Source organism: Corynebacterium provencense, assembly GCA_900049755.1.
Classification (GTDB): domain Bacteria; phylum Actinomycetota; class Actinomycetes; order Mycobacteriales; family Mycobacteriaceae; genus Corynebacterium; species Corynebacterium neomassiliense.
This window is the reverse complement of sequence record LT160593.1, coordinates 190,946-215,622: the sequence shown is the minus strand read 5'-3', so window position 1 is coordinate 215,622 and position 24,677 is coordinate 190,946. Positions and strand designations below refer to the sequence as shown.

Here is a 24,677-nt window from a genome sequence, read left to right as displayed (position 1 = left end):
GGGGTGACGGTCGCGTCGGCGCTCTCCCCTCATCCCTGGTCAGGACGGTGGAATCAGCCGGTCGAGGGTGTGCGCCAGGAACTTCCTCACCTGCTCCTCACCGAAGTCCGGGTTCTCGAGGACGCGCAGGGCTGTGCCGTCCAGGATCAGCCGCAGTTCCAGCGCCGTGGCCTGCACGTCCACCGCGGCAGGGTCGGCGGATGTGTCGGCGAGCAGTTCCCGCACCACATGGAGGCACAGACCGTCCAGTGCCTTACCGGTGCGACGGCGGACCTCGGCGAGCCGGGTGTTGCCCGGGTTCGCGGTGAGCACCGCCAGCTGGGCCAGCAGGTCCGACCGTGTTCCTCCGCCGGCGGGGGTGGGCCGGCCCCCGGCGTCCCCCCCTCCCACGGGTTCCACCTGGAGCAGCAGTTCCAGTGCGAGGGCGCGCCTCCGGTCTGCCGGGGTGCACCCGCTCCCGTCGGCGGGAACGTCATCGGTGTCTTCCCCCCCACGGGACCGGTCGATCAGTTCCCCGATCCGGGATCCGACCGTGGTCTCGGCGTCCTCCAGCAGGGCGACGAAGAGGTCCTCGTGGGAGGGGAAGATGTGGCGGAGCGATCCTGCCGACATTCCTGCGGCTGCGGCGACATTGCGCACGCTGGCCGCCTCGATCCCCTGCTCCACGATGAGCCTCCGGGCGGCGGTGAGGGCGTCGGCGCGGCGTTCGGTGGCGCTCTTACGGGACATGGGGCCACTGTAGCGCCCCACCATTTCTGATACGACTGTGCTACTCTCGCTTCCGTCATCCCTTGTAGTACAGCTGTGCTACTTCGGGCAGTTACCGCAACCACAGGAAAGACGCCATGGTCACAGCCATCATCGCCTGCGAAATCGGATTCTGGGTCCTCATCGCAGCAGGACTCGTCGCCCGCTATCCCCTCAACCTCCCCCGCACCGGACTGGTGCTCCTCGCAGCCAGCCCCGTCGTGGACCTTCTCCTGCTCACCTTCACCGTCATCGACCTGCGGACCGGCGGGGAACCCGGGTTCGCCCACGGACTCGCCGCCCTCTACCTCGGATTCTCCGTCGTCTTCGGCCACCGGGTGATCGCCCGGGCAGACCGCGCCTACCGTCGACGGATCCGGCACGAGGACGTCCCGGAACCCGACCGAGGCCCCGCACTCCGGGTCGAGACCGTCGACTTCGGACGCGCCCTCCTCGCCGCCGCCGTCGCCACCGCGGTCCTGGAGGTCTGCGTCCTCCTCGTCAGCGGCACACCCCAGGCCGACGCCGCCACCGAAACACTGCGCGCCTGGTACCGCCCCATGGCGACCGTCCTGGTCATCTGGCTGGTCACAGGCCCGGTCTGGCAGCTGTTCGCCCCCACCGGCCGGAAAAGAACAGCATGACAGCCCGTTCCGGGGACAGTCCCGCCTATGACCCGGTAACACTGTGACCATGGCAGAACCTTCCCGCACCACCGGACACCTCACCCGACTGTTCACCACCCTGCGTTCCCCGTTCAGGGGACTGACCACCCCCTCACTCCCCACCGCCGTCCCCGGAGACATCGCCCTGGTCACCGGCGCAACCTCCGGAATCGGCCGGGCCACCGCACAGACACTCGTCGGGCTCGGCTTCCGTGTCATCGGAACCTCCCGGAACCCGGCGTCCCTGCGCTCCACCGCCGACACCCCCGACGGGGTGACCCTGGTCCCCCTCGACCTCGGCGACCCGGAGTCCGTCGCCGCCCTGCCCGGGGAACTCGCACGGGTGGGAGCCGGACCGGGACAGGACCCCGTCACCGTCCTCGTCAACAACGCCGGCGAATCACAGAGCGGCCCCCTCGAGGAACTGCCCGGCGACGCACTGGACAGACTGTTCCGCATCAACGTCACCGGCCAGGTCGGGGTCACACAGCACCTGCTGCCGGCAATGAGGGAACAGGGACGTGGCCGCATCGTCTTCGTCGGTTCCATGCTCGGCAGCTTCCCCCTCGCACACCGCGGCAGCTACGGGGCGTCCAAGGCGGCGGTGAAGGCCTTCGCCTTCTCCGCCCGGCGCGAACTACGCCCCTTCGGCATCGGGGTCAGTGTCATGGAACCCGGCGCGATCGACACCGGAATCTCGCAGAGGAGGACCGTGTACATCGACCGCACCGGACCCTACGCGGCGGAGTTCGACACGATGTTGAACCGACTCGACGCCAATGAGAGGAACGGCGTCCCCGCAGGGAAAGTCGCCACCGTCATCGCTGAAGCAGCTACCACGGACAGGCCCAGAGCCCTCTACGCCACCGGCTCCGGAGCCGCCGTCGCCTACCCCGCGTCACGACTTCTGCCCAGGGACGTCCTCCACGGGCTGGTCGCACGACGTCACGGGATCTGACGCGGACCACCCGACCCGCTGTACCGGCTGTCACCCTGCCGGCTGTCAACCTGCCGGTGTTCCCTGCCGTAGCGGTGTTCCCGGTCGTCGTCGGGGCGCCGCGAGTACAACAGGTCACGCCACGGACTGGACGACACCGCCAGCACCGCCCCCGCCATCGCACCGGTGAACATCGACGTACCGCCGATCACCGCCAGCCACAGGGGGCTCCCCCCACCCGGACCCTGCACCACCATGGTGACCACACCACCGGTGATCCCCACCCAGCTGAAGGCGATGAACATACGGTTGACCGGATGACGCCGCGGTCCGAAATAGTCCCGCTCCGTGCCGGTCACACCGAGCAGCATCAGGCCGAACTCGACCGCGAAGAAACTGTAGAACAGCAGAGAGGCGTAGTCGTCACTGATCCTGTCGGCGACACGGTCAGCGATCCTGGTCATCGCGACCAGCATGAGCAGGGCCGCCGCGGCAGAGGTGAAACGGCGCAGCATGGCTCCAGTCTGGCACAGTCACCTCACAGTTCGAACAGCACGTCCCCCGCCCCGCACGGCTCACCCGGCCCCAGCGCGGGCGTCACTGAGCTCCTCCGGACCGCCACCACAGACACCACCGGGTCAAAACCCAGCCTGCCGAGCTGCCCCGGGGCATAGGTCACGACCCGCTGCCCCGCAACCACCCTGGCCCCGCCGCTGACATGGAGACTGAACCCGGTGCCGTCGAGCAGGTCCGTGTCAATGCCCAGCTGGGTGTACACCGGCAGGCCCCCGTCAGTGAGCACGAGGAAGTAGTGCGGCATGATGCTGCACACCTCCCCGGCGACCGGTGCGACCACGGTGGCCACCTCCACCCCGAAATCCGGGACCACTGCCACACCGGCCCCGTACGCCCCGGACGCCAGTCTGGGGTCGGGGACTGAGTCCAGGGGTGCGACCGTCCCGTGCACCGGTGTCACCACCCGGTGGCCGGGGCCGGACGACGCGCCCGGTGCAGCCGGTGTACCCGGTGTGCTGACGGCTCCGGCGGAAGTATCCATGCGGTCAGCATAGTTTCCCCACCGTCACCGCCACCGGTATTCGGCAGATCAGTCCCCGAGTGCCACCGGCCGGCTACTGTCACCTGCCCACTGGGACCAACCGCCGACAAAATGGCGGGCACCCGGCAACCCCGCATGCTCCATCGCCGCGATGAACAGGGCTGAATCGACACCCGAACCGGAGTACACCGCCACCTTCTCCGGCGGAACACCGTCGTCACCCCCGATACCCCGTCGGGTGAGACGTTCGCGGACAACCTCCGGGGCAGGGACGCCGCCGGTCTCCAGCATCAGTTCGACGGGGATGTTCACCGCACCCGGAATGTGCCCGGCACGGCGGTCGTGGGGCTCGCGGCGTCCTATGTACCGTCCCGCTCCGCGGACGTCGACGAGCAGGTTGCCCGCCGCCACCCACTCACCGATCTCATCCACGTCGATCGTCGGCATGGAGCCGGAGGTGACCGTGAACGTGCCCCTGCCGCGGAGACACCCGATACCGACGGCGACGTCTCCGCCGGCAGACTCCCACGCCGGCGTGCCACCCTCGAGGATCTTCACGTCCGTGACCCCGGCCCAACGCAGAATCCACCAGGCCCGCGCCGCCCAGAGCATACGGCCACTGTCATAGACCCGCACCGGCAGCTCCGGGGAGACACCCCAGTCCGCGATGTAGTGCTGGAGCTGTGCAGGATTGGGCAGGGGGTTGCGGCCCGTCTCCGGTGACGGAGTGCCGGCCAGCATGCGCAGGGGTTCGCACCAGAAGGCACCGGGAATGTGCCTGGAGACATAGGCGTCCCAGGACGCGTTGCGACGGGGTTCCCAGTGGGAGTCGATGATGGTCATCCGTTCGCCGCGGGTGGCGGCGGCGAGGAGTTCGTCCGCGGGGAGGAAAGGGCTCATGCCGGCCATACTAGAAGCAGCACGGCCTCTGCGCCGGGGACCCGGGACAGCCCCGGGACGGCCCCGGGACGGGCGGGACGCCGGAGCGGAGACCTGCAGATCTTCCCGGGGACCACACCCGTCGTCGACTTCCGTTCCAGTTAACACGCCGGAAACGTTAGTGTCGTCGCCATGGACTTCGTCGACCCGTCAGTCAGGACGGTGTACTCCACCCTGGACCTCACCGGTGTGGTTCTCTACGGGATGATCGGATCAATGATCGCCCGGTCACGGAACTTCGATTTCGTCGGCATCATCTTCCTGGCCCTCATCACCGCCCTCGGCGGAGGTATGGTCCGCGACGTCCTCATCGACAACGGCCCGCCCGCCGCACTGCAGGACATGCGCTACTTCGGGCTGGCCCTGCTGGGGGCCGTGCTGGCGTCACTCATACACATGAATTCACGGTGGTGGGAGATCTTCCGGGTCCACGGGGACGCCGTGGTGCTGGGGGTATGGGCGGCCACCGGCTCGACGAAGGCCCTGGCGAACGGACTCCCCTGGTCGTCCGCCCTGTTCCTGGGCGTGGTGACGGTCGTCGGTGGCGGCATGATCCGCGACGTGATGACCGGGTCGGTACCGGAGATCTTCGGCGGGGCGACCCTGTACGCCACTCCCGCCGCACTCACCTCCGCGCTGATGGTGGGGATCTGGTGCTTCAACGAATCCGGTGCGGCCGGGGACGCCCCCGTACTGTTCATCGGAATGATCGTCTCCCCGGTGCTCGGCGCCGGAATGATGATCCTGTCCTACTGGCGGGGCTGGGTACTCCCCGGAGCACAGGACCTGTCCTGGGCCGCCCAGGAGAAACTGCGCCAACCCATGACACTTGCCAGAGACATGGCACGGCGCCGGGGGCGGATGCGGCGGAAGAAGGACTGACCGTTCACAACCAGTCGCGGTCGCGGGCGATACGCCACGCCTCGAAGCGGGTCGCCGCCCCGGTCTTCCCCATGGCGGAGGACAGGTAGTTGCACCTGTGCGGCGAGGTCCGGGTCGAGGTAGCGGCGTCCCGAGTGCACGGTGCGGACCGCGACGGCGAACTCCGTGGCGGTCGAGGTCTTGCGCAGGAATCCGGGAATCCCCGCGGCGAGCGCCTGCTTGAGCTGACGGGGACGCCCGTGGCTGGTGACGATGAGCACCGCGGGGCCGGCGGCACCGGTACCCCACTCCCCCAGCCGACGGGCGGTCTCCACTCCGTCGATACGGCCGGCGTGCATGATCGCGGTGCGGTCGGCGAGGCGTTCGGCTTCCTCGAGGTAGTGCGTGGTGAGGATCATGGTGACGCCGCGGTCCCTGAGGGTGCCGAGGAGATCCCAGGTCCGGGCCCGGGATTCCGGGTCCAGGCCGGTGGTGGGTTCGTCGAGGAAGATCACCCGCGGATCGTTGAGCAGGGCGCAGGCGAGGTCGAGGCGTCGCTGCTCACCACCGGAGAGCGAACCGACGCGGACGCCGGTGCGGTGACTGAGGTCCACCTCCCCGAGGACCTCGTCGACGGACCGCGGAGTCGAGCAGATGCCCGCCCACATGCGCATCGTCTCTGCGACGGTGAGTTCCCTGGGCAGTCCGCCGGACTGGAGCATGATGCCCAGTTCGGGGCGGACCAGGTCACGGTCCTTCTCCGGGTCGTGGCCGAAGATGGTGACGGAGCCACCGGTGGGGGCGACGGGACCTTCGATGGCCTCCAGGGAGGAGGTCTTGCCGGCCCCGTTGGTGCCGGGGACGCGTCGAAGCCGGTAGAGGCATTTGTCACCGGTTGCCGCGCATCTGTCACGGGGTTCGTGTGACAGATGTCATGGGTCAGGAGGACATGAGCGCCTCGGTAGTGGGTGGGGAACTGACCGGAGTTCAGGACCCGGTCGCCGTCCCCGCCTGCGCCACCGCGTCAGCGAAACGACTCTCCATCACCGCGACGTCCCGGTCGGACAACCCTGCCCGCCGCGCCCGCTCCAGGGCACCGGCAAGCACCACGGCAGCGCGGGTGCACCAGGCCGACGCCGCACGCCGTGATACCCCGAACAGGGCGAGGGCATCGTCGGTGAGAACATCCGCCAACGTCAGTGCGCCGGAGCCGAACAGGGTCATCTGATGTTCGTCACGGGCGTCCAGGGGGGTCGGGTTCACGTCGAACGCCGGAGCCACCTCCCAGGTACGGCCGATCCGCGGGAAGCCGTGGTTGCGCAGGTGATCGTCGGTATTGCCGATGAGTACCCCGAAGGCCGTCCGTCGCCACATCTCCCCGGTGTCCGCACCGTGGATCTTCGCCACGTCGACCAGGTCCAGCCAGTCCCCGCCGTCCCCGTCGCGGGCCTCCAGCGCACTCATCGCCAGCTGTCTTCCCCATCTGTCAGGGGCACTGTCCCCGAACGGGCCGAGCCCGTCCAGCGGTTGATTTCCACCCGTCATCGGCAACGACGGGGCCAGTTCGTAGGCGTCCGGATGCCGGAGCCAGTCACCCGAGTACCGGAACACACCACGGTCACGGGCGACGAAGAGGTCGCCGACCACCACGTCGTCGGAGCCGCACCGGGTGGTCACCGTGTACCGACCGTCCGCGGACACACCGTCGGATCCGCCTCCGGACATCATCGGCCCCGGTCTTCCCGGGGAACCCGGACCCGCTGCGGCAGATGTTCGTTGGCACGCAGGATTCCGACGTCCGTGCGGTAGGGGTCCGTCGCCTCCACCACCGGGTTGAGCATCCCGAGGACCCGGAGCACCTTCAGCAGCGCCTCCGAGCGCACCGGTTCCCCCTGCTCGATGTGCCGCAGGGTACCCGGACTGATACCGGCACGTTCCGCGACCATCGCCGCGGTGAGCCCCAGCAGCGTGCGCTGCGTGCGGAGATTCTCCCCCATCGTGCGCTCAGCCCGGCGCACAGCGACGGGGACATGTCCACGGGTCGGCATGGTCCGCTCCTTTCCTCAGCGCACCACGCTACCCGGACGCTCCGCTATCTGCAGAACAATAACAGTCAATTTTCTGCTTGTTGAAAGCTGTAGCAGTCAATTTTCTGACTGTTGCGCACTCCCACCGGACAGCCCACGTCCGCACGGCAGGACCTTCACCACCCCGACATCCTCCCAGGCGTCGCAGAGAGTGCCGATATCCCCGGCGTCCACGTCCGGTCCCACTCCTACGGCGAGAACATGGTTACCGATCCGCTCCACCACGCACCCGGAGACGATGAGCTGGCCGGCAAGCTGTTCCCGCAGGCCGGGACGGTGGCCGGCGTGTTCGGAGTCGACCAGCAGGCGCAGTGTCGTGCCTCCGCCACGGACGACGACGTCGTCGACGACGAGGGTCCCGTCACGCTCGGAACAGGAGACGATGTCCCCGTGAGCGAGGTAGGTGGCGACGACCGGTACGGAGCGGATGACGTGGTGGCCTCCCCCGAGGTTCCAGGTGACGAGAGTTTCGGCGGTGGCCCCGGACATGGTCCCGGCAGGCGCCGTGACGGTGCGGACGGAGCCCGCGCACTGCGGTTCCACTGGTGTCCGTGGGTTCTGTGGGTTCCGTGGGTTCTGTGGGTTCTGTGGTGTTGACCGGAGGTGGCGCTTCGGCTGAGTCATGCCGCACAAGCATAGGCTCCCCTAACTCTGACCGACAGAGCTGACGCCGGACAGTGAGAGATCTCACTGCCCGGCGTCACCGGTCAGAGGCGGTCAGGGGCGCTCAGGGGCGCTCAGAGGGGGAGTGTCACTCCTCGTGGGCCACGGCCTCGATGTCCAGGGCGTCCACGCCGTCGGCGATGTGCGGGTCAACGTCGACCTGCACGGTGTCACCGTCGCGGACCTCTCCGGCCAGGAGCTTCTTGGCCAGTTCGTCGCCGATCGCCTTCTGGATCAGACGGCGCAGCGGGCGTGCCCCATAGGCGGGGTCGTAGCCGCGCTCGGCGAGCCATGCTCTGGCACCTTCGGTGACCTGCAGGTCCAGTCGGCGGGCGGCGAGCCGCTCAGCGAGCTGACGCACCTGGATCTCCACGATGGACTTCAGCTGTTCCTCGGACAAGGGGTCGAAGATGACGACATCGTCGAGGCGGTTGATGAACTCGGGCTTGAACGCGTGCTTCACGGCGTCCATGACCTGTTCCTTCGTCCCGCCGGCCCCGAGGTTCGAGGTGAGGATGAGGATCGTGTTGCGGAAGTCCACGGTCCTTCCCTGACCGTCGGTCAGCCGACCTTCGTCCAGGACCTGCAGCAGTACGTCGAAGACGTCCGGGTGTGCCTTCTCGACCTCGTCGAAGAGGACCACCGTGTACGGACGACGCCGCACTGCCTCAGTGAGCTGTCCACCGGCGTCATAGCCGACGTATCCGGGAGGAGCCCCGACCAACCGTGCCACGGAGTGCTTCTCCCCGTACTCGGACATGTCGATCCGGACCATGGCGTGGTCGTCGTCGAACAGGAACTCCGCCAGTGCCTTCGCCAGCTCGGTCTTGCCGACACCGGTCGGACCGAGGAATAGGAAGGACCCCGTCGGACGGTTCGGGTCAGCGACGCCTGCCCGGGACCGGCGGACCGCGTCGGACACGGCGGTGACGGCGGCAGACTGGCCGACGACACGTCCGCTCAGCACCTGTTCCATGGCGAGCAGCTTCTCTGTCTCACCCTGGAGCATCTTGCCTGCGGGCACGCCGGTCCACGCGGAGACGACCTCGGCGATGGTGTCCGGGGTGACCTCCTCGGTCAGCATCCGGTCCTCCTCCGCCTTCGCGGCCGACGCCTCAGCTTCGGCGAGTTCCTTCTCCAGCTCCGGGATCCGGCCGTACCGCAGCTCCGCGACCCTGGCATAGTCACCGTCACGTTCCGCGATCTCCGACTCGGTCTTGAGGGAGTCCAGTTCCTCCTTCACTTTCCTGACCTTGTCGATGGAGCCCTTCTCGTTCTCCCACCTGGCGGTGAGTCCGGAGAGCTTCTCGCGCTCGTCCTCCAGTTCGGCACGCAGCTTGGCGAGGCGTTCCTTCGATGCTTCGTCGGTCTCCTGGCTCAGCGCCATCTCCTCGATCTCGAGGCGACGGACCACCCTCTCTGCGTCGTCGATCTCCTCCGGGCGGGAGTCGATCTCCATACGGAGCCTCGACCCTGCCTCGTCGACGAGGTCGATGGCCTTGTCGGGCAGGAAACGGCTGGTGATGTACCGGTCGGACAGTGTCGCCGCGGCGACGAGGGCGGAGTCCTGGATCCGGACGCCGTGGTGGACCTCGTAGCGTTCCTTCAGCCCGCGGAGGATGCCGATGGTGTCCTCCACGGTCGGCTCACCGACGTAGACCTGCTGGAAGCGTCGTTCGAGGGCGGCGTCCTTCTCGATGTACTTGCGGTACTCGTCGAGGGTCGTGGCACCGACCAGGCGCAGTTCACCGCGGGCGAGCAACGGCTTGATCATGTTGCCGGCGTCCATGGCGGATTCTCCGGTGGCTCCGGCACCGACGATGGTGTGGAGTTCGTCGATGAAGGTGATGACCTCACCTTCAGCTTCCTTGATCTCGTCGAGGACCGCCTTGAGGCGCTCCTCGAACTCGCCACGGTACTTCGCGCCGGCGACCATGGATCCCAGGTCGAGGGCGACGAGCTTCTTGCCGCGCAGGGACTCGGGGACGTCACCGGCGACGATGCGCCGGGCCAGCCCTTCGACGATGGCGGTCTTGCCGACGCCCGGCTCACCGATGAGGACGGGATTGTTCTTGGTACGGCGGCTGAGCACCTGGACGACTCGCCTGATCTCCTGGTCCCTGCCGATGACCGGGTCGATCTTGCCTTCGCGGGCGCGGGCGGTGAGGTCGGTGGAGTACTTCTCGAGGGCCTGGAACTGACCCTCCGGCTCCTCGGTGGTGACCTTCCGGTTGCCCCGGACGGACTCGAAGGCGCCCCGGATCGCCTCATAGGTCCCGCCGCGCCTCTTGAGCGCCTCCGCGGCGTCGGAGGTGCCCTTGGCGATGCCGGCGAGCAGGACCTCGGTGGAGACATAGGTGTCACCCAGTTCCGCGGCGAGTTCCTGGGCCGCGGTCAGAGCATTGAGGGCGTCCCGGTTGAAGTTCGGGTTCGCCAGCCCGTCGCCGGACGCTTTCGCGTATCCGTCGACGAGGTCCCGGGCGTCCGCGAGGACGCCGTCAGCGTCCACTCCGGCCGCCTGCAGGACGGGGCGGGCGATGGAGTCCTCCTGTTCGAGGATCGCGACCAGGAGGTGGGCCGGACGGATGTCCGGGTTCCCCTTGGCGCTGGCTGACTGCAGGGCGGCCTGCATGGCCTCCTGGGTACGTGTGGTGGGGGTGAAACCGCTCATGTGACTCCCTTTCTCTCGGGTACGGGCGATGGTCGGGGACCGTTCCGGGTCTCAGTGGCCGACTCAGCGATCTCAGCCCCGGGTTTAGTCCGATGTTGTCAACTCTACGTTCCTGACTGTTCCAACGCATCACTACTTGAGTCTGTTCCACTCAAGTTGGTGATTTGTTGTGACTTGTGTCACTTTCCGGTCATGTCCGGAGGACGCCGCCACCGCCCCGACCGGCGGCCCGTTTCTTTTCATTCACGCTGGAACTTGCATACCTGCGGCGGGGCCGACCGGGGATACGCTCCCTTGCATGTTCCGGACAGACCGAGCTGTCTGTCTCATCTGGCTCCGTCTTGAACCACCGACCCGGAACCACCGACCGGAAGGACCCGAACCCGTGAGCACCACCACCCCCGTCACAGATTCTCCCCCCGATCCAGCCACCGGCGCCGGCGGTTCCCTCATTTCCTCGGCCGGCATCATCACCGCGGCGAACTACCCGGACGGAGACCCCGCCGACCGGGTCCGCGGTCTCGGGGCGACCCTCGACCTCATCGTCGCCGCCGAAGAACTCGGGTACGACACCGCCGGTGTCCGGCAACGTCAACTCGAACGCGGGTCATCCTCGGCCCTGACGGTCCTCGCCGCCGCCAGCCAGCGCACCACCGGGATCGGACTGGAGACGAGTGTCGTACCCCTGGGATACGAGGTCCCTTTCCGCCTCGCCGAGGACTTCGCCACCGTCGACGCCCTCTCCGGCGGACGCGTGACCGTGGGAGTCAGCACGTCGGCACCCCACCACGAACTCCTCGACCACCTCAACCGCCCCGACCACTCCCCCGCGACCGACCCCCTCGAACTCCTCGACCGGTTCCTCGAGGCCCTCCGCGGGGCGCCCCTCGCCGATGCCCTCCTGCCGACCCCCTACGGTGAGCTGCACCCGCCGGCGGTGCTCCCCTCCATCCCCGACGCCCTGTCACGGGTGTGGCTCGGGGCCGGATCCGCCCGGTCCGTCGACCGTGCCGCATCACTGGGACTGGGCGTGTTCCTCGGCAACATCGGCTACCTCGGTACCGGCGGTACCGGCGGTACCGGCAGTACCGGCACAGCCGAGGGGGACCGGCCCCTGCTGGACAGTGACTTCACCGACGCCCAGCGCGCCACCGTGGACCGCTACCTCGCCGGCTACCGGTCCCCGGGTCCCGGGGACCCCGGCCCCCGTGTCGCGGTGGAACGCGTCATCGTCCCCCTCGACCCCACCTCCCCCGGGCGCAGCAGCCGATACCGTCACTTCGCACAGTCCCGGCGGGACAGGACCCTGGTCCGCCACCGCCGGGGAGACCGCACCGTGATCTATCAGCGGGACCTGGTGGGATCACCCGAGGAGATCGTCGACCGGCTGAGTTCCGACCCGGTCTTCGACGGCACCACCGGGCTCAGGCTCGCCCTGCCCTACGCCCTGGAACTCGACGACTACCTGCAGATCATCACCGACGTCCGGGAACGCGTCCTTCCCTCACTCGGATGGACGCCGCGGTCGCGTACGTCCAGTCCCTCAGAAGCCGGCACCGACCCCGGCACCGCCGCAGGTGAACGGGAGGACGCCCGTGTCTGAACTCCGGATCCCGCTCCGTTACGTCACCGGACGCCTCCTCCAGGCCCTCGGCGTCATCTTCGTCGCGTGGACACTGGCGTTCTTCCTGCTCTACGCCCTGCCCAGTGACCCGGTCTCACTGATGCTCGGCCCCGACTCCACCGGTGTCACCGAGGAACAGCAGCAGGAGCTGGCCGCACGGTACGGATTCGACGACCCTGTCATCGTCCAGTACCTCCACCACCTCCTCGACCTGCTGCAGGGTGACCTCGGATACTCACTGCAGCAGGGAGCCCCGGTGACCGCGGTCATCACCGGAGCCCTCGGACCGACGGTTCGGCTTGCACTGCTCGGACTGGTGTTCGCGGTCGTCGGCGGCGTCAGCCTGGCACTGCTCGCAGTCCGTCTCAGCACCCCCTGGCTCCGGTCATGGCTGCTGGCCCTGCCAGTGCTGGGCGTGTCCGTGCCGGGTTTCTGGTTCGGTCTGCTGCTGATCCAGTTCTTCTCCTTCCGGCTCGGCTGGTTCCCGGCGTTCAACGCCACCGGACTGACCGGGCTGGTACTTCCCGCCCTCACCCTCGCCCTGCCCACCGGCGCCACTGTCGCCCAGGTCTTCGCCCACAGTCTCCTCGACGCCCTCGACGAGCCTTACGCTGTGACAGCCACGGCCAAGGGCGTTCCCCGGGGCACCGTCCTGCTGCGTCATGCCGGACGTAACGCCCTGCTCCCGACCCTGACCATCGCGGGGCTCATCGTCGGCCAGCTGTTCAGCGGCACCGTCGTCACCGAGACCGTGTTCTCCCGTCCCGGGCTGGGCAGGGTCATCGCGTCCTCCGTGAGCGGCCAGGACATCCCGGTCGTCCTCGGCGCCGTGCTGGTCGGTGCGGTGCTCTACACCGGGACCAGCTTCATCGTCGACCTGCTCTACCCCCTGGCCGATCCCCGGGTACGCAGCGGGGGAATCGGCGGTGGCTCGCCCGCACACTCCCCGGCACAGACACCGGAACGGACCACGGCGTCCGGCACCCCCGGCGTCCCCGGCACCACCTCAACGGCAGGAGTTCCGTCATGACAACCGCCTTCCGCCACAACGGCCACGCCACGCCGGTGACAGGCCAGGCTTCGTCCGCAGGCGACGACCCGTCCACCGGGCGGCCGGGCGGTCACCCCGACGGCAGCGGCACGGACTCACCCACCTCCAGGGTCGCCACCGTCACCGGGGTTTCCCTGTGGACCAGGTTCCGACGGTCACCGCTGTCCGCCCCCACCGCCGTCCTCGCGGCGGGCTGGCTGGTCCTCGTCCTCGTCAGTACCGTCGCCCCCGGACTGTTCACCGGTCAGGACCCGGTCAACGGTGAGATCGGCTCCAAACTGCTCGCCCCCGGCGCGGAGCACCTGTTCGGCACCGACCAGCTGGGCAGGGACATCTTCTCCCGGGTCGTCCACGGGACGTCGCTGACGGTACGTGCGGTGCTCACCGCGGTGGCCATCAGCATCGTGGGCGGCTCCGTGCTCGGGGCGGTGGCAGGTTTCAGTGGTGGACGGGTGGACGCCGTCATCATGCGGCTCGTGGACGTCCTGCTCGCGGTTCCGGGACTGCTGCTGTCTCTGGCGGTCATCGTCGCCCTCGGATTCGGGACCGTCAACGTCGCGGTCGCTGTCGGGGTGACCGGTGTCGCGTCCATCGCCCGTGTCATGCGCTCCGAGGTGCTGAAGGTACGGCAGGCCGCCTACGTGGACGCCGCCCGTGCCGCCGGAGCGACAAGGTTCCGCATCCTCTGGCGGCATGTCGTACCGAACTCCCTCGGCCCGGTCATCGTCTACGGGGTACTGGAGTTCGGCAACGCCGTGCTGGCGGTCTCGGCACTCAGCTTCCTCGGCTACGGTGCCCCGCCGCCGACCCCGGAATGGGGGGCGCTCGTCGCCCAGGGCAGGGACTACCTCGCCGCCCAGAGCTGGATCTCCACCATGCCCGGACTGGTGATCACCGCCACCGTCCTGTCCACCAACCGTCTCGCCCACGCCCTGCGTCGTTGACCGGAGGTACAACCGATGTCGTCTGATTCGACCACCCCTGCAAGCCCGCTGCTGACCGTGGAGAACCTCCGGGTCAGCTACCGGACCCACGGTGGAACCGTCCCCGCGGTCCGCGGGGTGAGCTTCACCGTCGACCCCGGGGAGCGCCTCGCCCTGGTCGGCGAGTCCGGGTCCGGCAAGTCCACGGTGGCGTCCGTCATCCTCGGGCTCACCCCACCGGAGCTGCACGTCGACTCCGGGTCCGTCCTCTGGAACGGCGGCGCCGGGGACACCGGCCACGCCGGGGGCGACCGGACCGGTCACCCCACAGACATTCTCCGTGCCAGGGAACGGGTCCTGCGCACCGTACGGGGACGCCGGATCGGCTACGTCCCCCAGGATCCGACGGTGTCACTGAACCCGGTGATGCGGATCGGCGAGCAGATCGCCGAAGCCGTCCTCACCCACCGTCTCGCCCCGAAGGCCGAGGCCCGTCGCCGCGCGGTCGAGGCACTGGCGACCGTCGGCATCGACGACCCTGAACTCCGCGCCCGCCAGTACCCCCATGAGCTCTCCGGGGGGATGCGCCAACGCGTCCTCATCGCCGTGGCACTCGTCGCGTCCCCGTCCCTGCTCATCGCCGATGAGCCGACAAGTGCCCTGGACGTCACCGTGCAGAAGAGGATTCTCGACCACCTCGACAGGTTGACCGCCGACCGTGGGCTGGCCTCCCTGCTGATCACCCATGACCTCGGTGTCGCTGTGGAACGCGCGGACCGGATCCTCGTCCTGTCACGCGGACAGATCGTGGAGGCCGGCCCCGCCGGTCAGGTGCTCAACCACCCGACCCACCCGTACACACGACAGCTGATCTCCGACGCCCCGGGCCTGAACACCGTCCGGAGGGTCGCCGGGCCGACCGGAGACGACAGACAGAGGACGCCGGCGGTCACGGTTCCCCGGACCCCGCCCGCTCTCGAACTGCGCGGCATCGTCAAGGACTTCCCCTCCGGCGGCGGAACTTTCCGCGCAGTGGACGGGGTGTCCCTGCGGATCGACCGGGGAACGACCTACGGGCTCGTCGGCGAATCCGGGTCAGGCAAGACGACCCTGGGCCGCATCGCACTCAGACTCGAGCAGCCCACGGACGGTCGGGTCCTCCTCGACGGCACAGACATCACCGGAATCACCGGAGGAGACCTGCGCCGGCTGCGGACAAGGATCCAGGTCGTCCAGCAGAACCCCTACGCCACCCTCAATCCACGCCTCACCGTCGGAGAGAACATCGCCGAACCACTGGCCGCCACCCGGACAGGAAACCGGCGACAGCGCCGCGAGCTCGCCCGCGAACTGCTGGAACAGGTCGCGCTTCCCGCGGAACTCGCCGACCGACGTCCCGCCGGCCTGTCCGGGGGCCAACGCCAACGCGTCGCGATAGCCCGGGCGCTGACCGTCGACCCGGAGGTGGTCATCCTCGACGAACCGGTCTCAGCCCTGGATGTCAGTGTCCAGGCGCAGATCCTGGACCTGCTTGTCGACCTCCAGGACAGGCGGGGGCTGAGCTACCTGTTCATCTCCCACGATCTCGCCGTCGTCCGCGACATCGCCCACCGGGTGGGCGTGATCCGACGGGGTCATCTTCTCGAGGAGGGCCCGACCCTCGACATCTTCGGATCCCCGACCCACCCGTACACCCGTGAGCTCCTGGACGCCATACCCGGTCGTCCGGCCGGGGCAGGACAACCGGGGCAGGTGGTCGCGGCAGCCCCGTGACCTCCCAACCGACATTGTCGACGACCATCTCCACAGCTGTTTCAACAGCAACTTCCCCCATACAACCGTCCACGACCGTCCACGACCGTCTCTGAAGGAGAACCCGTGCAGAACAACCGCACCGCCCGTGACACCCGATCCATCCGCTCCCGCCGTCCCGGGACCGCCCGGTCCGCCCGCTCCACCCGCTCCACCCGGTCCACCCGGTCCACAGCGCGCCGCTCTCCCGCCGTGATCTCGGCTCTCCTCGCCACCGGACTGCTCCTCAGCGCCTGCGGGTCCTCGACAGGTTCCCCGGGCTCCGGTGGTGACACCTCGACGCTCAACTTCGCCATCGGCAACGATCCCCTCGTCCTCAACCCGAGCGCCGTGGGCAACGGCAATGACACCCTGTACGTGACCAGGCAGCTCGTCGACTCCCTGGTGTACCAGAATCCGGACACCCTGGAAATCCAGCCGTGGCTGGCCGAATCGTGGACTGTCAACGGGGACGCCACCGCCTTCACCTTCACACTCCGGGACAACGTCACCTTCTCCGACGGCACGGCACTCGACGCGGAGGCCGTCAAGGCGAACTTCGACGACATCAAGGCGGCCGGGGCGGAATCCTCCGGGGTGGCCACCCTGCAGTCCTACAGCGGTGCCGAGGTCCGGGACGCACGCACCGTCACCCTCAACTTCTCCAGCCCCAATGCCGCACTCCTGTCACAGATCTCCTCCCCGTCCTTCGGAATCGTCTCCCCGGAAACGCTGAAGATCCCCTTCGCAGAACGGGCCGGTGGCGACAAGGTCTCCGGTTCCGGACCCTATGTCCTCGACAACTACACGAAGGACGACTCCGTCACCCTCAGGAAACGGGACGGCTACGCCTGGGCCCCTCCCGGATTCGACACCGACACCGACGGTGCCGAGACCGACACCGTGAAGTTCACGATCGTCCCCGAATCCGGTAACCGTACCGGCGGGCTGACCTCGGGGCAGGTCGACGTCGCCGGTGGAATAGCCCCCAATGACATCGACTCGGTCGCCGCCAGTTCGCAGATCGTCAAACGTGCCAACCCGGGCACCGTCTTCGGCCTGTACCTCAACACCCGTGGGGACCTGTTCTCGGACCCGAAGGTGAGGCAGGCGATCTCCGAGGCGGTCAACCCGACCGAGATCCGCGACGGTGCCCTCAACGACAGTTTCGCCGTCGCTGACAGCCCCCTGGCCTCGACCACCGGTGGTCACCGTGACGTCTCGTCCGACATCGACGTCAACCGGCCTGATGAGGCGGCCAGACTGCTCGACGAGGCCGGCTGGCGGGCCGGGGCGGACGGGATCCGGGAGAAGGACGGCAGGAAGCTGACCCTCCGGATCACCTACATCAACAACTTCGGCCCCAATCCGGACAGCATTGCGCTGCTCCAGCAGCAGCTGGAGAAGATCGGGGTCGGTTCGACCCAGCAGACCGGAACGGTTCCGGAGTTCCAGAACAGTCTGACCTCCGGGGACTACGACATCGCCTGGCGGAATCTGTCGGGGGCCGACGGTGACATCCTGCGCACCGACTTCGGGGACACCGGTTCCACCCGCAACTGGCCGATCCCGGACGAGGAGATCCAGGACCTGCTGAAACGACAGCTGGAAACCGGCGACCCTGCCGCACGCGAGGACCTGCTCGGCACCCTCCAGACGAAGATCGCCGAATCCCGGTGGTTCATCCCGGTCCACGAACTGACCACGGTCCTCGGGGTCTCGGACAGCGTGTCCGGTGTCGGCCTCGGAGCGGACTCGCGGCTCAACCTCCTGGTGGACGCCACAAAACAGTGAGGCAGCAGTGGTCAGGCACTCCGGGTGAAATATTCCCGGTGGTCTTTTTCATTGCCGACCGGACCTGCGTCGGGTTCCACTGGACGTCATGACTGATTCCACTCCTGTTTCCCTGCACTGGTTCCTTCCGACCTACGGTGACTCCCGGAACATCACCGCCGGAGGTCACGGTTCCGGCTTCCATTTCGGCAGTCGTTCCGGGGACCTGAACTATCTCACGCAGATCGCACTGGCCGCCGAGGAGAACGGTTTCGAGTCCGTGCTCACCCCCACCGGACTGTGGTGCGAGGACGCCTGGGTCACCACCTCAGCCCTGCTGTCACGGACCACCCGGCTGAAGTTCCTGGTGGCGATCCGCCCCGGCCAGGTCAGTCCGACGATCATCGCCCAGCAGGGTGCGGCGTTCCAGAAGTTCTCCGGCAACCGGCTGCTGGTCAACGTCGTCGTCGGCGGGGAGGACCATGAGCAGCGTGCTTTCGCGGACTTCTCGACGAAGGAACAGCGCTACCACCAGGCCGATGAGGCGCTCGAGGTGATCACGAGGTTGTGGACGGACCCGGAACCGGTGACGTTCACCGGCGAGCACCTGAGAATCGAAAACGCGGTGCTCAAGGAAACCCCCGGGCAGGTGCCGCCGGTGTTCTTCGGCGGTTCCTCACAGCTGGGGGTCGAGGTCGCCGCCCGACGCGCTGACGTGTACCTGACATGGGGGGAGACCAGGGAGGCGGTCGCCGGGAAACTGGACCGGGTGCGTCAGGAGGCCGCACGGAACAACCGGAGCCTGGACTACGGTATCCGGCTGCACGTGATCGCCCGGGAGACTGAGGAGGAGGCCTGGGCTGAGGCGCAGCGTCTCTACGACCAGCTGGACCCGGAGGAGGTCGGGCGGATCCAGCAGGGTCTGGCCCGGTCGCAGTCTGAGGGGCAGCGGCGGATGAGTGAACTGCATGACCGTGGCCGGTCGTTCGTGGCCGGCGGGGACGCCCGGGACCTGGAGATCGCACCGGGTCTGTGGGCCGGGGTGGGCCTGGTGCGTGGTGGTGCGGGTACTGCCCTGGTGGGATCGTACCGGCAGGTTGCGCAGGCTGTCGCGGAGTACCGGGAGATCGGTCTGACGCATTTCATCTTCTCCGGTTACCCGCATCTGGAGGAGGCGTACCACGTGGGTGAGGGTGTGGTGCCGGAGCTGCTCAGGTTGGGTGTGCCGGTGCGCAACCATGACGCCGGCCGGGTCCGCCCGGCTGCCGCCACCCCGTTCCTCGCCGACCAGGGCACCACAGTCTGACTGTCCCGGACCTGCAGGGAATATGCCGCCGGTGGGCCTGGTTGGTACCCGTGACCCGTCAGTCATCCAGACTGAACAACCAGACCGAACTACCAGACCGGGAGATCTACACTGTGAGCACCATCGGATTCATCGGCGCGGGCCTCATCGGGGCAACCGTGGCGCGACTGTCGGTTCAGGCAGGCCACGACGTCGTCCTGAGCAATTCCCGCGACCCGAAGACCCTTCTCCCCATCGTCGCCGCACTGGGCGGCCGCGCCCGTGCCGCCACCCCTGCCGAGGCGGCGGAGGCCGGTGACATCGTCGTCGTCACTGTTCCGCTCGGCGCCCTGGACAGTGTGCCGGTGGAGCAGCTCGCCGGCAAGACCGTCATCGACACCAGCAACTACTACTGGCAGCGTGACGGCCACATCGATGTTCTGGACGCGAGGGAGATCACCACCTCGCAGATTCTCCAGGACCGTGCACCCGAGGCACACGTGGTGAAGGCCTTCAACAACATCAACTTCGCCCACCTGGGTGAACTGGCCCGGCCGCACGGCGCCGCCGACCGTACCTCCCTGATCATCGCCGGGGACGACGATGACGCCAAGGCCGAGGTCAGCCGGTTCCTCGACTCGATCGGCTACGGCACGGTAGACGCGGGAGTGCTCTCGGAGGGGTGGCGTTTCGACAACGGTGAGCCCGCCTACGGCAGGCCGTACATCTCCCCGGACGCCACTCCGACGTCCCTGTTCGACATGGGGCCCGGTCGTGCCGCGACCGAGGACGAGCTCAGGGCCGCGCTCGCCGCCGCCGACCGCAGCATCTGACACCAGCCGAATATCCGGCACGCCAGGTGGCCGTCCCCCGATTCCGGGCGACAGTCCGACAGCTGCCGGACAGTGACCCCCCGGCTCAGACCCCCCGGCTCAACCGACGGCTGTGCCGGCTGCCTGCCTGATCTCCGGGGCTCGTCGCCGGGAGAATCCCGGACCGAGGGCGTCGAGCAGTGAGGCGGCCAGTCGGGCACTGGCCTCGAACACCCTGGTCGGCCCACCCGGACGCCCGAACGCCTCCGGGGTGTTCAGCGACGCCGCCGGCCCCACGATGAACAGGCCGTTGTCCGGGGTGCCGTCGGATGCCATGGCGCGGTGGAGGGTGTCGACGAGGAAGCCGTCACGGGTGGCGGTGACCTCTCCCCTGTCCGTCAGGCCACGCAGCAGCGGGTCGGTGACCCTGGCTGCGTCGAACCGGGCGAGCCGGGCGTCGACGAGTCGGCGGGCGTGTACCCGGCCGGGCACCGCGGGCGAGGAGGCGGTGAATCCGCCGGCGCCCCCGGTACCTATCCACATCGAGATGTGTATAAGGGCCCCCCGGTACCGGCCGTCACGGTCACTCCGGGGCCGAGGAACCGCACGATCCCGGCGTCATGCAGGGCGAGCAGGTTCGCGAGCCGCTGGGGCGGCGGCCCGGAACAGGTGTAGGAGAACGAGGACGCCACCGAGTCGCCGAGGAAGCTGTGACGGTCGGCGTCCGACACGAGTCCGTCCGCGGCGAGCGAGAGCAGGGTCATGTAGGCGGCGACGAAAGCCCCGTAGAGGGCACCGTCCTGCCGGTGATCCCGTCCGGTCGCACGGGTGAGGTTGTCCCGCACGATCCCCGCTACCGTGTCCTCCAGGTCGGCCCTGCCGGCGAAGACCTGCCCGGTGAGCGGACTGTCCAGTAACCGGGGCCGGAACTGGTCCGCCGGGTCGGGGACGAGCCGGCGCACGGTCTCCTCAAGGTCCCCGGTCGGGGAGCGGCCGGATTCCACTGCAGCGTCGACGAGACGGTGGAGGGTGTCCCGGTGCAGTGCGGTTCTCCCGGGATGGTGCTCCTCCAGGGCCGAGTACCACGCCACGGCGAGGTCGGCCTCCAGCAGGATCCCGAGGGTCCGGCCGTCGACGGTTCCGTCTGCTCCGGCGAACCGGGATGCGGCGGGAAGGTACCGGAGGTGGACGGGCAGGGGCCCTTCTGTGAGTTTCGACCGGTAGGGGACTCCACGGCCCGATCCGACCCACAGCACCGGTTCCTCGCCCGAGGGGACGTAGACCGGGACCGTGCCGGGCGGGCTGCCCGCCGGTGTCAGGAACCTGCCGCCGCGTCCCTCGGTGACCAGCATCATGAGGTCGATGAACGCCAGTCCCATTCCGCGGACCAGGACGTCCTCTCCGGCGGGCAGGGTCGACCAGTCCGTGTCCGCGGTGAACCCGGGAGGTTGATGCCCCGGTCCTGCGGCCGGGGATTCGACATCGAGGTGTCCCTGCGCCAGCAGTACGACGTCGGCGCCGAGTACGCTGCCGTCGTCGAGGACGACGTCGCGGCGTCCTTCCCCGTCAGGGGTGGTCCGGGTGCGGAGCTGTGTGGCGGTCGCCTGGTGGACGGTCATCCTCACGCCGGGGACACCGTCGAGGACGGCGCGGGCCCGTTCCACGGCGTCGGACAGGTAGGCGGACAGGTCGCGGCGGGGGATGAAGGTGTCACGTCCGGTGTCGCGGTCGGTGACGGTGCGGATCCAGGACGCCAGGTCCGGGCCCGTCACGGGTACGGGTCCGGCCGGTGGGCTGTCGTTCACGTTGTCGGCGGCGGTGGCGGGGGCGGCGGCGGTGGCGGAGAGGTCCGCCGGGGCGTAGACGGTGATCTCGGCGGCGGTGGAGTTCATCCAGAGCAGCCTGTCCTGGTTCGCCCGCCAGATCCTGCCGCCACCGACCGGGTACGGGTCGATGACGTGGATGTCCAGCCGGGTGGGCCGGTCACGCAGGGCCGCGGCCAGGGCGAGCAGTACCCCTGTGGCCCGCGGGCCACCACCGACGATGACGAGGCTGCTCACCGGTGGTGTCCTGCGACGGTGTCCCCCGTGGTGGAGGATGCCAGGGCGTCGAGCAGCGGGCGAACGGTCGACAGGTCGTCGACCTCCACCGCCAGTCCGGACACCCCCTCCGGCAGCTCCGGGACCCCGGAGTTCACGATGCCGGACGCGTCGACCTCGAGAAGGACAGGGACATACCTGTCCGGTGAGGCAGAGTCACTCCTGTCCGGTGTCCCCAGTTTCTCCAGAACCTCGCCGACGGTGACGGACCCGTCGCCCCGGCGAAGGACCACCACATCGGCGATCCGGGACGCCGCGGACAGTGACTCCTGACCGTCGACTGTGATGACGGTGGTCAGATCACCCTGGGGTGAGCGGGGGACGATCGACGGGCCTTTGACGGTGAAGGTCTCCCCGGCGGCGTCCGTGCCGGTGGTTTCGGTGTAACGGACCTTGTCCCGGTCGATGAACCTGGCGGTGACGGTGTCGCGGATCTCCGCGTCGGGGTCCCACGACCCCCACAGTGCGCTGACGGCGGTGTCGACGTCGACCGCGTGTTCCCAGGCTGAGGCCGGTTCCGCCGGCGGACGCAGGCCAACAAGTGCGGCGTCCCGGCGTCCCACCTCCCCGGTCTGCACGGTAGGTGCCCACCCGGCCCGGGCCGGGCCGGTGAACGCGGTGAGATGGTCCAGTGTGGCGGTGGTCGTCGCGGCGTGGAAGGGTTCGGTGTTGGTGACGGGGACCTCGGGCACCAGTGCGATCCGGGTGGTCTGTGGCGCCAGCCATGCTGCGAGGACGACCGCCGACTGGCCGGTGACGTGGTCGTCACCGAGGATGACCCGTTCCACCGTCGGGTCGGCGTCGAGGGCGGTGACGGCGTCTTTCAGGGCCGGGATGTCGAGTGCGGCGGCGGGACTGATTCTCACGGTGGTCATGCGGGGATCTCCTGGTCGTGTGCGGTTGCGGGGGTGGCGTCCTGTCCTGTGAGGGGTCGCAGCGGAGGCAGCCCGAGATTCTCACGCAGTGTCTCCCCTTCGTAGCTGGTGCGGTAGGCGCCGCGGTCCTGCAGGACCGGCACCACCTTCCGGACCACGTCGTCGATCCCGTGCGGTGTGAGGTGGGGAACGAGGATGAAGCCGTCGGCGACCCGGTCCCGGGTGCGGCGGATGAGCTCCTCGGCGACATCCACCGCAGTGCCCACGAAGGACTGACGCGCCGACACCTCGATGACCAGTTCCCTGATCGACAGGTTCTTCGCCGCGGCCAGTTCCCGCCACTGCCCCGCGACCGCCGCCGGGTCGCGGTGGTGGCGGACGCGGCCACGGGTGATGTCGACGTTCTCCGCGACCGGGTCGATGTCGGGCAACGGTCCGTCGGGGTCGTAGGAGGTGAGGTCACGGCCCCACACCTGTTCGAGGAAGGCGATCGCACCTGGTCCGGAGACCTGCTGCAGGCTGATCTCCCGGGCCCGCTCCTGCGCCTCAGCGGTGGTGTCGCCCAGTACGACGGTGACCGCCGGGAAGATCCTGAGACTGTCCGGCGTGCGGCCGAACCGGGCGAGGCGGGAGTCGAGGTCACGGCGGAAGGCCCGTCCCTCTTCCGGGGTACCGTGCCGGGTGAAGATGACTTCGGCGTTGCGCGCGGCGAAGTCCCTGCCTTCGGGGGAGTCGCCGGCCTGGAAGATCACCGGGTCGACCTGCGGGGTCCGGGGGACCGGGAATGTGCCGTGGACCGGGGAGGTGACCGGGGTCCCGGAGTCCCCTGCCCCCGGCGTCCAGTCGACCGGTTCTCCCCCGGACTCCCACAGTCGGCGGGCGAGGGTGACGAACTCCTCGGCCCGACGGTAGCGGTCCGCCCCGTCGAGGTAACCGCCGCGGCGGAAGTTCTCCCCGGTGAACGCGTTGTGGGTGGTGACGACGTTCCACGCGGCGCGTCCCCCGGAGACCCTGTCGAGGGTGGCCAGGGTACGGGCCAGGTCATAGGGTTCGTTGAAGGTGGAGTTGAATGTGCCGACCACTCCGAGATGCCTGGTGACGGCGGCGACGGCGGCGAGGACCGTGGCCGTTTCGGGGCGTCCCACCACGTCAAGGTCGAAGATCTTCCCCTTGTGTTCGCGCAGTCTCAGTCCTTCGGCCAGGAACAGGAAGTCGAAGAGTCCTTCTTCGGCGGTCCTGGCGAGGTGGTCGAAACTGGAGAAGTCGATGTGGGACCCGGAGGTCGGGTCCGCCCACACGGTGGTGTTGTTGACTCCCGGGAAGTGTGCGGCGAGATGGACCTTGCGGTCTCCTGCCGTGAGATCTCCGGTCTTCTGGTCTCCGGTCTTCCGGTTTCCGGGCATGGGCACGCCTTTCAGGGTGGGGTCGGGTTCACGCTGCCGCAACTGCTCCGCCCGGTTCTGGTGCCCGGTACTGACGACCAGTTCCGGCAGCGATCCGGACAGACAGCTCGGTCTGCTCTGGTGCGGTGCCACCAGCCTAGGACCGGCCCGCCCCGGCACGTCACCCTTTCTTTCCCCGTGCACCGATTCCCCTGTGTCAGAATGGTCACATGACCACGGACCTGCCGGATTCCGGTCCACACGACCGGGCACGTGCACAGACCCACCCTACACATCTACACGAGTCCGTCGGCGGCGAGCGAGGGCAGGGCCATGTTGGCCGCCACGAAAGCTCCGCACGGCGTGCCGCCGTGCCGGCGATGCCGTCCGGTCGCACGGGCGCGGTTGTCCCGCACGATCCCCGTCCCCGCGCCC

22 protein-coding genes and 1 pseudogene are annotated in these 24,677 nt (G+C 68.6%); 10 read left to right on the top strand and 13 right to left on the bottom strand.

What is annotated here, in order from left to right; genetic code table 11:
* Positions 1-39: 39 nt before the first annotated feature.
* Entirely contained in the window at positions 40-729 is a 690-nt protein-coding gene (locus tag BN3906_RS07430) for a TetR/AcrR family transcriptional regulator (protein WP_187119916.1), read from the bottom strand.
* 116 nt (positions 730-845) lie between these two features.
* Here BN3906_RS07430 and BN3906_RS07425 point away from each other — a divergent pair, with 116 nt between their 5' ends.
* Together BN3906_RS07425 and BN3906_RS07420 are read left to right on the top strand one after the other, a co-directional pair.
* Complete coding sequence (locus BN3906_RS07425; protein ID WP_066586643.1) at positions 846-1,391, top strand: hypothetical protein; 546 nt, start codon at positions 846-848, stop codon at positions 1,389-1,391.
* A 49-nt stretch (positions 1,392-1,440) separates the two neighbouring features.
* Positions 1,441-2,370 (top strand): SDR family oxidoreductase, encoded by a 930-nt coding sequence (locus tag BN3906_RS07420; protein WP_078057465.1) that lies wholly within the window; start codon positions 1,441-1,443, stop codon positions 2,368-2,370.
* On the opposite strand, the gene BN3906_RS07415 is transcribed toward BN3906_RS07420, so the two are convergent.
* Genes BN3906_RS07415 through BN3906_RS07405 form a run of 3 tightly spaced genes read right to left on the bottom strand, consistent with a single transcriptional unit; the run spans position 2,358 to position 4,306 of the window.
* Positions 2,358-2,864 (bottom strand): hypothetical protein, encoded by a 507-nt coding sequence (locus BN3906_RS07415; protein WP_237559751.1) that lies wholly within the window; start codon positions 2,862-2,864, stop codon positions 2,358-2,360. The genes BN3906_RS07420 and BN3906_RS07415 overlap by 13 nt on opposite strands.
* A 23-nt stretch (positions 2,865-2,887) precedes the next feature.
* Positions 2,888-3,406 carry a PTS sugar transporter subunit IIA gene (locus tag BN3906_RS07410; protein ID WP_078057267.1) on the bottom strand — a complete coding sequence of 173 codons (519 nt, stop codon included), beginning with the start codon at positions 3,404-3,406 and terminating at the stop codon, positions 2,888-2,890.
* 48 nt (positions 3,407-3,454) lie between these two features.
* Positions 3,455-4,306 (bottom strand): sulfurtransferase, encoded by an 852-nt coding sequence (locus BN3906_RS07405; RefSeq protein WP_066589483.1) that lies wholly within the window; start codon positions 4,304-4,306, stop codon positions 3,455-3,457.
* A 171-nt stretch (positions 4,307-4,477) separates the two neighbouring features.
* Here BN3906_RS07405 and BN3906_RS07400 point away from each other — a divergent pair, with 171 nt between their 5' ends.
* Positions 4,478-5,227, top strand: coding sequence for a trimeric intracellular cation channel family protein (locus tag BN3906_RS07400; protein WP_066586641.1), 750 nt, complete (start codon positions 4,478-4,480; stop codon positions 5,225-5,227).
* Positions 5,228-5,547: 320 nt separating this feature from the next.
* Here BN3906_RS07400 and BN3906_RS14090 read toward each other — a convergent pair.
* The 5 genes and pseudogenes from BN3906_RS14090 to clpB form a co-directional block, all read right to left on the bottom strand.
* Positions 5,548-6,063, bottom strand: a pseudogene (locus BN3906_RS14090) (ABC transporter ATP-binding protein); the annotation flags it as partial.
* A 130-nt stretch (positions 6,064-6,193) separates the two neighbouring features.
* Positions 6,194-6,907 carry a HipA domain-containing protein gene (locus BN3906_RS07395; RefSeq protein ID WP_222705274.1) on the bottom strand — a complete coding sequence of 238 codons (714 nt, stop codon included), beginning with the start codon at positions 6,905-6,907 and terminating at the stop codon, positions 6,194-6,196.
* Positions 6,908-6,930: 23 nt separating this feature from the next.
* Entirely contained in the window at positions 6,931-7,254 is a 324-nt protein-coding gene (locus BN3906_RS07390) for a helix-turn-helix domain-containing protein (RefSeq protein WP_066586636.1), read from the bottom strand.
* A gap of 96 nt (positions 7,255-7,350) precedes the next feature.
* Positions 7,351-7,782: a DUF4265 domain-containing protein gene (locus BN3906_RS07385; protein WP_187119915.1), complete on the bottom strand. Its 432-nt coding sequence runs from the start codon at positions 7,780-7,782 to the stop codon at positions 7,351-7,353.
* Between the two features lie 262 nt (positions 7,783-8,044).
* The gene (gene clpB, locus BN3906_RS07380; RefSeq protein WP_066586630.1) at positions 8,045-10,627 is read right to left on the bottom strand and encodes an ATP-dependent chaperone ClpB; all 2,583 of its coding nucleotides are present in this window, start codon (positions 10,625-10,627) and stop codon (positions 8,045-8,047) included.
* Positions 10,628-11,012: 385 nt separating this feature from the next.
* On the opposite strand from clpB, the gene BN3906_RS07375 reads away from it, so the two are divergent.
* From BN3906_RS07375 to BN3906_RS07345, 7 genes are all read left to right on the top strand, one after another.
* Complete coding sequence (locus BN3906_RS07375; protein ID WP_187119914.1) at positions 11,013-12,230, top strand: LLM class flavin-dependent oxidoreductase; 1,218 nt, start codon at positions 11,013-11,015, stop codon at positions 12,228-12,230.
* On the top strand, positions 12,223-13,281 hold the full coding sequence (locus BN3906_RS07370) for an ABC transporter permease (protein WP_261796909.1): 1,059 nt from the start codon (positions 12,223-12,225) through the stop codon (positions 13,279-13,281). The genes BN3906_RS07375 and BN3906_RS07370 overlap by 8 nt, the downstream gene beginning before the upstream one ends.
* Entirely contained in the window at positions 13,278-14,246 is a 969-nt protein-coding gene (locus tag BN3906_RS07365; RefSeq protein WP_078057263.1) for an ABC transporter permease, read from the top strand. The genes BN3906_RS07370 and BN3906_RS07365 overlap by 4 nt, the downstream gene beginning before the upstream one ends.
* Positions 14,247-14,261: 15 nt before the next feature.
* Entirely contained in the window at positions 14,262-15,998 is a 1,737-nt protein-coding gene (locus tag BN3906_RS07360) for a dipeptide ABC transporter ATP-binding protein (protein WP_066586624.1), read from the top strand.
* A gap of 105 nt (positions 15,999-16,103) precedes the next feature.
* Positions 16,104-17,810, top strand: coding sequence for an ABC transporter substrate-binding protein (locus BN3906_RS07355; RefSeq protein ID WP_222705273.1), 1,707 nt, complete (start codon positions 16,104-16,106; stop codon positions 17,808-17,810).
* A gap of 88 nt (positions 17,811-17,898) precedes the next feature.
* Entirely contained in the window at positions 17,899-19,095 is a 1,197-nt protein-coding gene (locus tag BN3906_RS07350) for an LLM class flavin-dependent oxidoreductase (protein ID WP_066586622.1), read from the top strand.
* 113 nt (positions 19,096-19,208) lie between these two features.
* Entirely contained in the window at positions 19,209-19,907 is a 699-nt protein-coding gene (locus BN3906_RS07345; RefSeq protein ID WP_066589469.1) for an NADPH-dependent F420 reductase, read from the top strand.
* Between the two features lie 99 nt (positions 19,908-20,006).
* Here the strand turns inward: BN3906_RS07345 and BN3906_RS07340 are convergent, their stop codons facing one another.
* The 4 genes from BN3906_RS07340 to BN3906_RS07325 are packed head-to-tail and all read right to left on the bottom strand — an operon-like array spanning position 20,007 to position 24,263.
* A complete protein-coding gene (locus tag BN3906_RS07340) occupies positions 20,007-20,429 on the bottom strand; it encodes an FAD/NAD(P)-binding protein (protein WP_066586620.1) in 423 nt (140 codons plus the stop codon).
* Complete coding sequence (locus BN3906_RS07335) at positions 20,420-21,946, bottom strand: FAD/NAD(P)-binding protein (RefSeq protein WP_066586619.1); 1,527 nt, start codon at positions 21,944-21,946, stop codon at positions 20,420-20,422. The genes BN3906_RS07340 and BN3906_RS07335 overlap by 10 nt, the downstream gene beginning before the upstream one ends.
* On the bottom strand, positions 21,943-22,860 hold the full coding sequence (locus BN3906_RS07330) for an LLM class oxidoreductase (protein ID WP_066586617.1): 918 nt from the start codon (positions 22,858-22,860) through the stop codon (positions 21,943-21,945). Before BN3906_RS07330 ends, BN3906_RS07335 begins: the two co-directional genes overlap by 4 nt.
* On the bottom strand, positions 22,857-24,263 hold the full coding sequence (locus tag BN3906_RS07325) for an LLM class flavin-dependent oxidoreductase (RefSeq protein WP_066589466.1): 1,407 nt from the start codon (positions 24,261-24,263) through the stop codon (positions 22,857-22,859). Before BN3906_RS07325 ends, BN3906_RS07330 begins: the two co-directional genes overlap by 4 nt.
* Positions 24,264-24,677 lie beyond the last annotated feature (414 nt).

Excerpts from the sequence above, each read along its gene's own strand:
- clpB (WP_066586630.1), bottom strand. The coding sequence starts at position 10,627 with ATGAGCGGTTTCACCCCCACCACACGTACCCAGGAGGCCATGCAGGCC.
- BN3906_RS07420 (WP_078057465.1), top strand. The coding sequence starts at position 1,441 with ATGGCAGAACCTTCCCGCACCACCGGACACCTCACCCGACTGTTCACC.
- BN3906_RS07415 (WP_237559751.1), bottom strand. The coding sequence starts at position 2,864 with ATGCTGCGCCGTTTCACCTCTGCCGCGGCGGCCCTGCTCATGCTGGTC.
- BN3906_RS07350 (WP_066586622.1), top strand. The coding sequence starts at position 17,899 with ATGACTGATTCCACTCCTGTTTCCCTGCACTGGTTCCTTCCGACCTAC.
- BN3906_RS07360 (WP_066586624.1), top strand. The coding sequence starts at position 14,262 with ATGTCGTCTGATTCGACCACCCCTGCAAGCCCGCTGCTGACCGTGGAG.
- BN3906_RS07365 (WP_078057263.1), top strand. The coding sequence starts at position 13,278 with ATGACAACCGCCTTCCGCCACAACGGCCACGCCACGCCGGTGACAGGC.
- BN3906_RS07340 (WP_066586620.1), bottom strand. The coding sequence starts at position 20,429 with ATGTGGATAGGTACCGGGGGCGCCGGCGGATTCACCGCCTCCTCGCCC.
- BN3906_RS07385 (WP_187119915.1), bottom strand. The coding sequence starts at position 7,782 with ATGTCCGGGGCCACCGCCGAAACTCTCGTCACCTGGAACCTCGGGGGA.
- BN3906_RS07410 (WP_078057267.1), bottom strand. The coding sequence starts at position 3,406 with ATGGATACTTCCGCCGGAGCCGTCAGCACACCGGGTACACCGGCTGCA.
- BN3906_RS07325 (WP_066589466.1), bottom strand. The coding sequence starts at position 24,263 with ATGCCCGGAAACCGGAAGACCGGAGACCAGAAGACCGGAGATCTCACG.
- BN3906_RS07390 (WP_066586636.1), bottom strand. The coding sequence starts at position 7,254 with ATGCCGACCCGTGGACATGTCCCCGTCGCTGTGCGCCGGGCTGAGCGC.
- BN3906_RS07400 (WP_066586641.1), top strand. The coding sequence starts at position 4,478 with ATGGACTTCGTCGACCCGTCAGTCAGGACGGTGTACTCCACCCTGGAC.
- BN3906_RS07425 (WP_066586643.1), top strand. The coding sequence starts at position 846 with ATGGTCACAGCCATCATCGCCTGCGAAATCGGATTCTGGGTCCTCATC.
- BN3906_RS07405 (WP_066589483.1), bottom strand. The coding sequence starts at position 4,306 with ATGAGCCCTTTCCTCCCCGCGGACGAACTCCTCGCCGCCGCCACCCGC.
- BN3906_RS07330 (WP_066586617.1), bottom strand. The coding sequence starts at position 22,860 with ATGACCACCGTGAGAATCAGTCCCGCCGCCGCACTCGACATCCCGGCC.
- BN3906_RS07430 (WP_187119916.1), bottom strand. The coding sequence starts at position 729 with ATGTCCCGTAAGAGCGCCACCGAACGCCGCGCCGACGCCCTCACCGCC.